Below are 11,433 nucleotides of genomic sequence, written 5' to 3'. Positions count from 1 at the left end.
ATTCCTGTGCTGGCGGGCACCGGTCTTTCTTCGACGGCTAAAACCATCCGTCAGACCAAACTGGCCAAAGACAGCGGTGCCGATGTCGCCTTGGTGGTGACGCCACCCTATGTTCGGCCGACTCAGGCCGGCCTGTATGCCCATTATTTGGCCGTAGCCGATGCCGCCGGGATTCCCGTGGTGCTTTACAACGTACCGGGACGAACCGGTTGCGACCTTCAGCCGCAGACGGTGGCGCGGCTGTGCAGTCACGGCAACATCATCGGTCTCAAGGAAGCGGTCGGCGATGAAGAGCGCTGGCAGGAGCTTTATCCGCTGGCATCGCCAGCATTCAGCCTGCTCAGTGGCGATGATCCGACCTTCGTCCGCGCCATCGCCGGCGGCGGTCAGGGCGTTATTTCCGTGGCATCCAACGTTGTGCCAGCCGTATTTGCCCGGATATGCCAGCTGCTGCAGGAACGCAACGTTGCCGGTGCCCAGGTTCTCGATGCCGGTTTGCGGAACCTTTACGATTTTCTCGGTGTCGAACCCAATCCAGTCCCCGTAAAAGCGCTGATGCGCCTGATGGGTTTCGGACATGGTCTGCGCCTTCCTCTGTTGCCGCTATCAGAGGTCCACGCCGCCGAAGCCCAGCGAATGCTGGAATTATGCAAAACTATCGAACAATCCATTTGAAGCAAGGATACCCATGAACGGTTTCGTCAAAAACGGTGCGCGTGCCGCGCTTCTGGTCCTGGTCCCCGTGCTGCTGCTTCCGGGTTGTGGCTGGCACTTGTTCAGCAAGAAATCCGAATATGAGGGTGTGGAACTTACCAAGCCTCTGGCTGTACCTCCAGGCTTGAGCAAGCCCAATGATCGCGAGGCATTGAAGATTCCGCCCAAGAGCGCCGTTGGTATCAATGCCGTTTCCACCGAGATTGTTCGTAGCATCAATGTCAACGCCGATGTGGCATCGACCTGGAAGCGGGTCGGTACCGCGCTGGGACAAATCGAAGGCGCTGAAATCATCAGCGCGGTTGAAGGAATATCCAGTTATGAAGTGGCCTTCGGCGGCGAGACCATGTTGATCTCGGTGCAGAACAACGCCGGAAAATCGCGTATCGTTGCACTCGGGCCGGATGGTGCGGGAAATGATAGTGCGGCTTCCGGGCAGCTGCTGGCACTTCTCAAACAGAAGCTCTGAGCGTTGGTACCCCATTGAAAGAGAGCGCCTAACGGCGCTCTTTTTTTATTTCTGAAGGAACTGTAGCTTATCGTTCTTACCGTCCCAATCGGCAGCATCCGAAAGTGGCTCGCTGCGGGTGGTGATGACCGGCCATTGCGCGGACAGCTCGGCATTCAGGGCCACGAAATGTTCCTGGCCTGCCGGAACGTCGTCTTCCGGAAAAATCGCCTTGGCCGGACATTCCGGCTCACACAGGGTGCAGTCGATGCATTCGACCGGATCGATGACCAAAAAATTTGGACCTTCATGGAAACAGTCGACTGGGCAGACCTCGACGCAGTCGGTGTATTTGCAGCGGATGCAGTTTTCGGTCACGACAAATGGCATAAATCACCTAATGGGAGTGAAAACCCTTAAAATGGCCAATCTGCCATAGGGTTTGCGTTAGTGAATATTTTACTGCATTTGGGAGCGCCATGAGCGACCGCCAAGGGTCCGGTCACGAGACGATCATTGCCCGTGCCGATCACGGCGTTTCGCGTAAGGACATCAGCCCGAATGCCCTTCGGGTACTTTATAAACTCCGGGATGCCGGGTTCGAGGCCTATATCGTCGGCGGGGCCGTCCGTGACCTGCTGATTGGCGGGCATCCAAAGGACTTCGATGTCGCAACAAATGCCACCCCGGAGCAAGTGCGTGCGCAATTCCGCAATTGCCGCCTGATTGGGCGGCGCTTCCGTTTGGCGCATATCATGTTCGGCCAGGAAATCATCGAAGTCGCGACCTTCCGGGCCTCCGGGGATGACGACACGGCGATAGGTGACCGTCAAGTGCATGAAGAGGGCCACCTGATCCGCGATAACGTCTATGGCACGCTCGAGGAGGATGCTTTCCGCCGCGACTTCACCGCTAATGCCCTTTACTACACCGTCGAAGATTTCAGCGTGCGCGATATCGTCGGCGGCTACGCCGATGTCCAGGCGCGGGTGCTTCGCCTGATCGGCGATCCGGTCACCCGTTACCGTGAAGACCCGGTACGGATGCTACGGGCCGTAAGATTGGCCGCAAAGCTCGACTTCAGCATCCATCCCAGTGCTGCCGAGCCGATTCCTGAACTGGCCGGTTTGCTTGCCAGTTCATCCTCAGCCCGATTGTTCGATGAATGCCTGAAAATATTCCTTGCCGGCAGTGCCGAAAAAAGTTTCCTGCTCTTGGAACGTTTCGGCCTGCTCGACATCCTGTTTCCGGATACCGCCAAAGCACTGCAGACCAACCGCACCGGCGCCCTGCGCGATATGCTTCTTGAGGCGCTGCGTCAGACCGATGCACGGGTCAATGCCGATAAATCGGTTGCCCCGGGCTTCCTGTTCGCCTGCCTGTTGTGGCCGGCATACTGCCGTGAGCTGGCCATCCTGCAGAATTCCGGCGCTGAACTGAGCGTAGCGCAGCAACGCGCCGCCGATCGCGTTACTCTGCGCCAGGTCGAACGCATCGCCATTCCACGCCGGTTTTCGTTGCCGATGCATGAAATCTGGCAGTTGCAGACCCGCTTCAATCAGCGCACCCGCAAGCGGGTATTCCGTCTGTTGGCACATCCACGTTTCCGTGCCGCCTTCGATTTTCTGGCGCTGCGTGCCACGGGCATTCCCGAATTGGCCGAGGAACTTCAGTTCTGGGAACAGGCACAGACGATGGCGCCGGAGCAGCTCGCACAGATCATTCCTGGTCAAAGCAAGCCGAGCAGTGGTGAAAGCGCCCACGTGCCTCCGAAACGCCGTCGCCGGCGCAGCAAACCGAAAACCAGCGACGGCTAATTCCCCATGGCCGTGCGCGCGTTCATCGGATTGGGCGGCAATCAGGGCGATGTCACGGCGGCATTCGGCTCTGCAACGGCTGCGATTGCAGCTCTGCCGATGACCCGCGTCATCGTGATGTCGGGTCTTTACGCAAGTCCGGCCTTGGGCGGGGTGGTGCAGGAAGATTACATCAACGCCGTGCTCGAAATCGACACCGCGATGACGGCTGAAGCCCTGCTGGAGGGCTTGCTTTCCATTGAGCGCGCGCATGGCAGGGACCGGAGTACGGGTCCACGTTGGGGGCCGCGTCCGTTGGACTGCGATATCCTGCTCTATGCAGAAGCACGGATCGAAAGCGACCGGCTTCAGGTGCCGCATCCGCGCATGGCTGAACGGGCCTTCGTTTTGATACCCTTGGCTGAAATCGACCCCGACCTGACAATTCCCGGTCTGGGTGCTTTAATGCCGCTAGTTGACCGTGTTTCCGAACAACCCATCCGGCGCATTGCCGAAGGAATTGTACATGTATACCAACCCCGCTGATCCATCCAGTCGTCCGGGTGTGACCGTTCCCGATCTGCGCCGGATGAAAACGGCAGGAGAACGAATCGCCAGCTTGACCGCTTACGATGCCAGTTTCGCACGGGCCATGGATGCGGCGGGCATTGATGCCGTTCTGGTCGGCGACTCGCTCGGCATGGTGATGCAAGGAGGAACCAATACCGTGTCGGTCGCATTGGAAGACATGGTCTATCACAGTCGGTGCGTGGCTAAGGGTCTTCGTTCGGCCTTATTGATTGCTGACATGCCCTTTCAAACCTATGCCTCTCCGGAACGTGCCCTCGATGCTGCCACCGCTTTGTTGGCTGAGGGTCTGGCCAGTATGGTCAAACTCGAAGGGGCCGGCTTCGTGCTGGATGCCATTGAACATCTGACCACCCGTGAAATCCCCGTATGTGCGCATCTGGGGCTGACACCGCAATCGGTTTTGCGTATGGGCGGCTTCAAGGTTCAGGGCAGGGATGCCAAAGCCGCACAGGCTTTACTGACGCAGGCAAAGCAGGTTGAAGCGGCCGGTGCGCAGCTTCTGATGCTCGAGTGCGTCCCGTCCTCGCTGGCTGCTGAAATCACCCGCAGCATCAGTATTCCCACGATCGGCATCGGGGCGGGCCCGGAATGCGACGGTCAGATTCTGGTGTCCTACGATGCGCTGGGCATCAACACCGGCCACCGCCGTCCACGTTTCGTCAAGGATTTCCTGAAAGGCCGTGATTCGATCGAAGCGGCTTTCAATGCCTATGTATCCGAGGTCAAAAGCGGTTCGTTCCCGCAAGCCGAACACGGTTACGCCTGATGCAGACCTACCGCGATCTCGGAGCGCTTCGTGAGCGCATCGGCACCTGGAAGCAGGAAGGGCGACGCATCGGTTTTGTTCCGACCATGGGCAATCTGCATGCCGGACATTATGCGTTGGTGGAGTTGGCGCGCCAACATTGCGACGCGGTCATTGCCAGCATTTTCGTTAACCCGACCCAGTTTGGCCCGAACGAGGATTACGCCCGTTACCCCCGTACCGAGCAGCGCGACGCCGAGGGCTTGGCTGACGCAGGCACTGCAGCCCTGTTTCTGCCATCCCTGGACGTGATGTATCCGTTCGGCGCCATGGGCTGCGTGCAGATGCACGTGCCCGGAATCACCGATATTCTGTGCGGAGCACATCGCCCTGGGCATTTCAATGGTGTGGCAACGGTTGTCGCGCGTTTATTCAATATGGTGCAGCCGGATTGCGCCGTTTTTGGACGCAAGGATTACCAACAGCTCCAGGTCATCCGCTATATGTCGGAAGAGCTCAGTTTCCCGATCGAAATCATACCGGCGCCGACATTGCGTGAAGCCTCGGGTCTGGCCATGAGTTCCCGTAACCAGTATCTTTCTGATGAGGAGCGTGCGACGGCAACGGCCATCTATCGGACGCTCGAAAGCATGCGTGCGGCCTGTATTGCCGGAACGCCGACGGCAAAGATCGAGCAGGACGCCGAAGCCGAACTGCAGTCACTGGGTTTCACCGTCGACTATGCGGAAATACGTTCGGCCATGCTGGCGCCGGCAAGCCGTGCCATGGACAAACGGCGGGTGGCTTTGATTGCCGCCTTTCTCGGGCGAACCCGCCTGATTGACAATCTCGAATTCGAAATCCCCTGAACAAGGAGTCATGGCATGTGGAATGAACAGGACTGGCAGGCATTGGCGGAGCATGCACGGCGTTGCCGGCAACAGCCAATCAGTGGTTTGATTGCCGCAGAGCTTGGCCGGCAAACGGCATTTGCCCGAAAGTTGGGTCCCCTGTACTGCAACTTCGCCCGTCAACACCTCGATTCCCAAGCCATGGCCGATATGCAGCGACGCTTGCAGGATTCAGGCATTCAGGACCAGGTGCGTCAACTGTTCGACGGTGTCCGTATCAACCGCAGCGAGGACAGAGCGGTACTGCATACCGCCCTGCGCAGCAATCTGGGCACTAGCCCGGAGGCACTTTCAGCACATGCCGAGGCGCAGGCTGTACTCGACACCATGTCCGATTTGGTGGTCCGCCTTAAGGCGCAGGGTATTACCGATATTCTCAGTGTTGGCATCGGCGGGTCCGATCTTGGGCCGCGTTTGGTTTTGAATGCGCTGGCGGAATTCGGTAATGGCGGGTTCAGAGTGCACTTTCTGAGTTCGGCCGATGGCATGTATCTCGATCGTTATACCGCTGCGCTCGATCCGGAAAAAACTGCGGTATTGCTGGTCAGCAAAAGCTTTGGAACCCAGGAAACCCTGATTAACGGTGCCGTGCTGAAAGCCTGGGTCGGCGATTCCGAACGCGTATTCGCCATAACTGCCAATGGTGCCCGCGCCGCAGCTTTCGATGTGCCGCCAGATAACATTCTGCCGATCTGGGATTGGGTCGGCGGTCGATTCTCGGTCTGGTCGGCCGTGGCATTCCCGGTTGTCCTCGGTCTGGGCATGCCGGTATTCCGTGAGTTCCTGCGTGGTGCCGCTGACATGGACGCGCACTTCCTCAATGCGCCGATAAGCGACAATCTGGTGTACTGGCAGGCCCTGATGTCGGTGTGGAACCGAAACGGCATGGGTTACGGCACGCAGGGCATCATTCCCTACGATGAGCGTCTGGAACTGCTGCCGGCGCATCTGCAGCAGGTGATCATGGAGAGTTTGGGGAAGTCGGTCACTCTCGACGGTGCCGATTCCACGCAGGCCACCAGTCCGGTTTTGATGGGTGCCAGCGGCAACCCCAGTCAGCACAGTTTCTTCCAATACCTGCAACAGGGCATCGGTACGGTACCACTGGATATCATCGGCGTGGTCACCTCCGGCCATAGTCAGCCGACCAACCATCATTTCATCCTGGCCAACCTGTTGGCGCAGGCCGAATCCCTGGCTAACGGCCAACCCAGCGAAGATCCGCAGCGACGCTATCCGGGCAATCGTCCGTCCACGGTCATGTTGCTTGACGAGCTTACGCCTTATGCCCTCGGCTTGCTGTTGGCGCTCTATGAGCACAGCGTGTTCGTGCAATCCCGGATCTGGGGCATCAACGCCTTCGACCAATGGGGCGTTGAACTCGGCAAGAAGATTGCCACCGGATTAATGCCCTATGTTGAAGGGGATCTGACGGACCTGTCGGATCTGGATCCAATCACCCGTGAATTGCTCGGGGTGATGCTCAAGTCCTGAGTTTTGCCTCAAGCTGCTGCAGCGCCCAGTGTGCGTGTTCGCGAACAACGGCATTGTCATGGCTGCATTTCCCGCGGAGCGCATCAATATGTTCCGGAACGGGGTCGGCATTGCCGAGCGCAACCGCGAGGTTGCGTAGCCAGTTGATGTAACCTGTACGGCGAATGGCCGAGCCTTCCGTGCGTTGCAGGAACTCGGCCTCGGTCCAAGCGAATAAGTCCAGAAGGCTGGCCTCATCCAGACGGTTACGAGCGGCAAAGTCGGGCTCGGCATGGATTTTGGCGAATTTATTCCACGGGCAGACCAGCTGGCAATCATCGCAGCCGAAGATGCGGTTACCGATGGCCTTGCGGAACTCTTCGGGAATGCTGCCTTGATGTTCGATGGTCAGATAGCTGATACAGCGTCGGGCATCCAAGCGGTTCGGCGCAACGATGGCGCCGGTCGGACAGATGTCGATGCAGCGTGTGCAGGTTCCGCAATGCCCCTGCGGTGCCAATGCGGTTCCGGGTAGATCCAGATCGGTATAGATTTCGCCCAGGAAGAACCAAGAGCCTTCATCCTTGTCGATCAGACAGGTATGTTTTCCAATCCAGCCCAGACCGGCATTGCGTGCCAGTGCCCGCTCCAGTGAAGGCGCCGAATCCACCAGCACCCGGTAGCCAAAGTGGCCGATTTCCGATTCGATGAATTGGGCCAGCTGTTTCAGGCGCTGCCGCATCAGTTTGTGGTAATCGCGGCCAAGTGCATAGCGTGCCACGTAGGCTTTGTCCGAGGCGGCCAGTGTCGTCCAGGCCTGCTCGGGATCGGTTCCGTAATCCATCCGCACAGAAATCACCGAAAGCGTGCCCGGTTGCAGGAGGTCCGGTCGTGCCCGCATGTCGCCGTGGCGTGCCATATAGTCCATTTGGCCGTGCTGTCCTTTGGCAAGCCAGTCCTGCAGGTGGTCCTGGTCGGCATCCAATGCGGCTTCAGCGACACCGAAACCGGTGAAGCCGAGCGTTCGGCTGTGTGCCTTGATTTTATCCAGTAATGCCGTGCAATCCATCCGCTCAGTATAATGCCAGCATGACCCGTCCGGACTCCGCCACCATCCACCTGCAAAGCCCATCCCCTGATGTCACGGCGGTCATCGCCGAACGTATGGCTGTGCATTGCCCGGATTCGGCCGTGGTTTATCTCGAGGGTGATCTTGGAGCGGGAAAATCCGTTTTTGCACGGGCGTTCTTACAGGCGCTGGGGGTTGCCGGTTCAATCAAAAGCCCGACCTACACCCTCATCGAAACCTACGCGCTGGTGGATGGGCGGGATGCCGTACATATGGATCTTTATCGCATTGCCGATCCGGACGAACTGGATTATCTGGCGCTGGACGGTGTTTTCGAACGATTGCGGGTGATGTTGGTGGAATGGCCGCAACGCGGAGCAGGACGGTTGCCAGCCGCTGATGTGACGGTAGCCCTTGCCATTGAAGGAGAGGGGCGGGTTCTGGAAATCCGTGCCAACAGCGAGCGTGGCGATTTATGGCTACAGTCTGTCGGCTTCGTGCATTCCGGCGGCACCGAGGTTTGAACGGCAGTAAACTGCGGGTCCGCTGTGTATAATCAAATCTTGATTAAACTTGCTTGCAGTGCTTCAATTCTAGAATGAGTATTTCCCTGAAAAGATGTTTGGGCCTGGTCTTGCTGGCATGTGCCGGTATAGCTTCTGCATCTTCCGCCACCCAGGTGTCACAAATCATCCTGCTTCAGGACGATGGCGCGACCCGCGCCTTCGTCGAAATCAGCCAGCAAAGCACCTACAAAGCCTTTTTGTTGAAAGGGCCGGATAGGGCGGTTCTGGATATCGAAGGTGCGGAGTTCGGACCGCAGTTCAAACTTCCGGGTGCAAACGGCGTGGTGCTGGCCGTAAGGCAGGGTAAAACGCCTACCGGTCTGCGTGTGGTATTCGACTTGGCTCAAAGCGCCAAGCTTACTGATCGAGTGGACCTGTCCGGTTCCAAACCACGCCTCGTTTTGGAACTCGTAGCAGCCAGCCCACAGCCGGCATCCACGGTAGCCAAAGAATCCACAAAGCCGTCGAATGCAGCGGCACCGACTAAAACAGAACCTCTATCTGCGGATTCTGCCGTAAAGCCCGTGCCGCCACCGGTCAAGGCTCCCGCCAAGACGGTTCCTGCCGGGTCGGCCGTGCCGGGTCGCAGTAACGTCGGTTATGCGCTGATGGACGATGAAATCGTGCAGATCGATATCGATAGCCGGGGCGAAAAGCCGAGCACCACGGTGAAACCGGCCTCCGAAAAGGCTGCGCCGTCGTTGCCGAACATCAAGCCGACCCTGAATCCAACGCCGGCCCAATCCAAAGCCCTGCCCAAGAAAGGAAAGACGGTCAATGATGTGCTGGGTGCTTCCGCCCGCAAGCTGGTCATTGCCATCGATGCCGGCCATGGCGGCAAAGATCCCGGTGCTCTGGGTCCGAATGGGACACGTGAGAAGGACATCACACTGCGCGTGTCCAAGGAGCTCGCGGCGGCCATCAATGCCGATCCGGGCATGCGGGCCGTGTTAATCCGTGATGACGATAGTTTCGTGCCGCTGCAAGATCGCTACCAGCGCGCACGCCGTGCTCAGGCCGACCTGTTTGTCTCCATTCATGCCGATGCCGCGCTGAATAACGCCGCCAGCGGCTCATCGGTGTTCGTACTATCGACCAAAGGTGCGTCCTCCCAGGCGGCACGCTGGCTAGCGGATAAAGAAAACGCCGCCGACCTGGTCGGTGGCGTCAGTCTGGATGACAAAGATAAAGTCCTATCCGGAGTATTACTTGATATGACCCAGAGCTATACCATGCGGGTTAGTGAGGATGCGGCGGAGAAGGTGCTCGGTTCGCTCAAAGAACTCGGCAAGGCTCACAAAAAGGAAGTCGAACACGCCAACTTCGTGGTGCTGCGTTCGCCGGATGTGCCCTCAATGCTGGTGGAAACCGGGTTCATCACCAATCCCGAAGAAGAGCGCAAGCTGTCCGATCCCCAGCACCGCAAGCGTTTAGCCTTCGCGATTGCCCAGGGCGTCCGTGCCTTTTTCATCGAGCAACCGCTGCCGGGCACCTATTACGCGCGCAAGGGCACCAATCCAGGCGAGGGTGTCGTCGCCGCCGGGTCCGGCATCATTCCCTAAGGTACCGCGGCATGGCCACGCATTCGGTACAATGAGCGGCTATGCGCATTCAGAAACTGCCCGATGTCCTGATTAATCAGATTGCCGCCGGCGAAGTGGTCGAACGCCCGTTTTCGGTAGTCAAGGAACTGGTCGAAAATGCGCTTGATGCTGGTTCCGGCCGGATTGATATCGATCTGGAAGAGGGTGGCATCCGGCTGATCCGCATCCGCGATGATGGCGACGGCATCAGTCCGGACGACCTGCCCATCGCTGTGCAGCGCCATGCCACCAGTAAAATCGCCAGTTTGGACGACCTTGAACACGTTGCCACAATGGGGTTCCGCGGAGAGGCCTTGCCCTCGATAGCTTCGGTCTCGCGGTTTTCCATCCGGTCCCGAACTGCTGGCTTGGAACATGGTGCCATGTTGGCCATCGAGGGCGGCAAGCTGGGCGAAGTTCGTCCCGAAGCACACCCCGTAGGCAGCACCATCGAAGTGCGCGATTTGTTTTATAACGTGCCGGCCCGCCGCAAATTCCTGAAGACCGAGCGTACTGAGCTCAATCACATCGATGACTGGATCGGGGCGCTGGCGCTGGCCAAGCCACAGGTCGAGCTGCGTATCCGTCACAATGGCAAGGCCTTCAAGACCTACAAAGCGGTGGCACAGGAGCAGCGTCTGCAACGTATTACCCAAGTGTTGGGTGAGGCCTTCGCCGGACAATGCCTTGAGGTGGTGACAGAGCACCCGGATATGGTCTTGAGCGGATGGGTCGGACTTCCGACCGCGGCACGATCGAGCCCGGATCAGCAGTATTTTTTCGTCAATGGCCGCGCCGTGCGCGACAAGACCGTAGCGCACGCGGTCAAGCAGGCCTATGCCGATGTGCTTTACCACGGCCGTTATCCGGCTTTCGTACTGTTTCTGGATATCGATCCGGCGCGGGTGGATGTCAACGTGCATCCGGCCAAGCATGAAGTACGTTTCCGTGATGGTCGCAGCATCCACGATTTCATATTCCGCAGTCTGCACAGGCTGATGGCCGAGACCCGAGCCGGCACCATGGTACAAGAGGCTGCAGTGTCGGCAGGGCTGGGGCAGTTCATGCCTTACCAGCCACCCGAGCAAGGGGCCATGCCCTTGCCGGTCCATGAGCAGTTGGCCCATTACCGCACGCTGTACGGCCAGACTGAAGCCTCGTTCCAATCCGAACCTTTGCCGGAAGTGGATCCTGAGCGCGCACCGCCGCTCGGTTTTGCGTTGGCACAGCTACATGGCGTGTTCATTCTGGCTCAGAACGATGCCGGTCTGGTCATGGTTGACATGCATGCCGCGCATGAACGCATCACCTATGAGCAATTAAAAGCCGCCCAAGGCGACGGCGGAATCCGCAGTCAGCCCCTGTTGGTCCCGGTGTCGGTGCCCCTGAGTGAAAACGAAGCCGCCGCCAGCGAAAATCTGGCCGAGCCCCTGCAGGAACTGGGGTTCGACGTTATTCGAACCGGGCCGCAGTCTGTCAGTGTGCGTGCGGTGCCATCACTGCTGGCCGATGTCGATGCCCGACAGCTGTTTCTGGA

The 11,433-nt window shown here is 58.6% G+C and carries 12 protein-coding genes; 10 read left to right on the top strand and 2 right to left on the bottom strand.

The genetic code is table 11. The features are described from left to right. Together dapA and ACIQ1A_RS09230 are read left to right on the top strand one after the other, a co-directional pair. On the top strand, positions 1–675 hold a 675-nt coding region (gene dapA / locus ACIQ1A_RS09235; protein WP_395770785.1), incomplete at its 5' end, for a 4-hydroxy-tetrahydrodipicolinate synthase. Positions 676–688: 13 nt separating this feature from the next. Next, positions 689–1,183, top strand: a complete 495-nt coding sequence (locus tag ACIQ1A_RS09230; protein ID WP_395770784.1) for a hypothetical protein — start codon at positions 689–691, stop codon at positions 1,181–1,183. A 45-nt stretch (positions 1,184–1,228) separates the two neighbouring features. On the opposite strand, the gene fdxA is transcribed toward ACIQ1A_RS09230, so the two are convergent. Then, positions 1,229–1,552, bottom strand: coding sequence for a ferredoxin FdxA (gene fdxA, locus ACIQ1A_RS09225; RefSeq protein WP_395770783.1), 324 nt, complete (start codon positions 1,550–1,552; stop codon positions 1,229–1,231). Positions 1,553–1,641: 89 nt separating this feature from the next. On the opposite strand from fdxA, the gene pcnB reads away from it, so the two are divergent. The 5 genes from pcnB to pgi are packed head-to-tail and all read left to right on the top strand — an operon-like array spanning position 1,642 to position 6,699. Further along, entirely contained in the window at positions 1,642–2,979 is a 1,338-nt protein-coding gene (pcnB, locus tag ACIQ1A_RS09220; RefSeq protein WP_395770782.1) for a polynucleotide adenylyltransferase PcnB, read from the top strand. A gap of 6 nt (positions 2,980–2,985) precedes the next feature. Continuing rightward, positions 2,986–3,504 (top strand): 2-amino-4-hydroxy-6-hydroxymethyldihydropteridine diphosphokinase, encoded by a 519-nt coding sequence (gene folK / locus ACIQ1A_RS09215; protein WP_395770781.1) that lies wholly within the window; start codon positions 2,986–2,988, stop codon positions 3,502–3,504. Beyond that, entirely contained in the window at positions 3,485–4,315 is an 831-nt protein-coding gene (gene panB, locus ACIQ1A_RS09210; protein ID WP_395770780.1) for a 3-methyl-2-oxobutanoate hydroxymethyltransferase, read from the top strand. Before folK ends, panB begins: the two co-directional genes overlap by 20 nt. Further along, positions 4,312–5,163, top strand: coding sequence for a pantoate--beta-alanine ligase (panC, locus tag ACIQ1A_RS09205; protein WP_395770786.1), 852 nt, complete (start codon positions 4,312–4,314; stop codon positions 5,161–5,163). Before panB ends, panC begins: the two co-directional genes overlap by 4 nt. A 15-nt stretch (positions 5,164–5,178) precedes the next feature. After that, a complete protein-coding gene (gene pgi, locus ACIQ1A_RS09200) occupies positions 5,179–6,699 on the top strand; it encodes a glucose-6-phosphate isomerase (RefSeq protein ID WP_395770779.1) in 1,521 nt (506 codons plus the stop codon). Here pgi and queG read toward each other — a convergent pair. After that, positions 6,689–7,747: a tRNA epoxyqueuosine(34) reductase QueG gene (queG, locus tag ACIQ1A_RS09195; protein ID WP_395770778.1), complete on the bottom strand. Its 1,059-nt coding sequence runs from the start codon at positions 7,745–7,747 to the stop codon at positions 6,689–6,691. The genes pgi and queG overlap by 11 nt on opposite strands. A gap of 20 nt (positions 7,748–7,767) precedes the next feature. Between queG and tsaE the strand changes: the two genes are divergently transcribed. The 3 genes from tsaE to mutL form a co-directional block, all read left to right on the top strand. After that, positions 7,768–8,271 (top strand): tRNA (adenosine(37)-N6)-threonylcarbamoyltransferase complex ATPase subunit type 1 TsaE, encoded by a 504-nt coding sequence (gene tsaE / locus ACIQ1A_RS09190; RefSeq protein WP_395770777.1) that lies wholly within the window; start codon positions 7,768–7,770, stop codon positions 8,269–8,271. Between the two features lie 155 nt (positions 8,272–8,426). Further along, positions 8,427–9,875: an N-acetylmuramoyl-L-alanine amidase gene (locus ACIQ1A_RS09185; RefSeq protein WP_395770776.1), complete on the top strand. Its 1,449-nt coding sequence runs from the start codon at positions 8,427–8,429 to the stop codon at positions 9,873–9,875. Positions 9,876–9,916: 41 nt separating this feature from the next. Next, positions 9,917–11,433, top strand: a 1,517-nt coding sequence (mutL, locus tag ACIQ1A_RS09180; protein WP_395770775.1) for a DNA mismatch repair endonuclease MutL, incomplete at its 3' end; no start/stop codon positions are given.

The sequence above is a fragment of the Arenimonas sp. genome, assembly GCF_044353605.1.
Lineage (GTDB): Bacteria > Pseudomonadota > Gammaproteobacteria > Xanthomonadales > Xanthomonadaceae > Arenimonas.
Note: the sequence above shows the minus strand (reverse complement) of the source record. Positions and strands in the feature narration are given on the sequence as shown.

Coding starts and splice junctions, on each gene's coding strand:
- ACIQ1A_RS09230 (WP_395770784.1), top strand. CDS start 689: ATGAACGGTTTCGTCAAAAACGGTGCGCGTGCCGCGCTTCTGGTCCTG.
- fdxA (WP_395770783.1), bottom strand. CDS start 1,552: ATGCCATTTGTCGTGACCGAAAACTGCATCCGCTGCAAATACACCGAC.
- pcnB (WP_395770782.1), top strand. CDS start 1,642: ATGAGCGACCGCCAAGGGTCCGGTCACGAGACGATCATTGCCCGTGCC.
- folK (WP_395770781.1), top strand. CDS start 2,986: ATGGCCGTGCGCGCGTTCATCGGATTGGGCGGCAATCAGGGCGATGTC.
- panB (WP_395770780.1), top strand. CDS start 3,485: ATGTATACCAACCCCGCTGATCCATCCAGTCGTCCGGGTGTGACCGTT.
- pgi (WP_395770779.1), top strand. CDS start 5,179: ATGTGGAATGAACAGGACTGGCAGGCATTGGCGGAGCATGCACGGCGT.
- queG (WP_395770778.1), bottom strand. CDS start 7,747: ATGGATTGCACGGCATTACTGGATAAAATCAAGGCACACAGCCGAACG.
- tsaE (WP_395770777.1), top strand. CDS start 7,768: ATGACCCGTCCGGACTCCGCCACCATCCACCTGCAAAGCCCATCCCCT.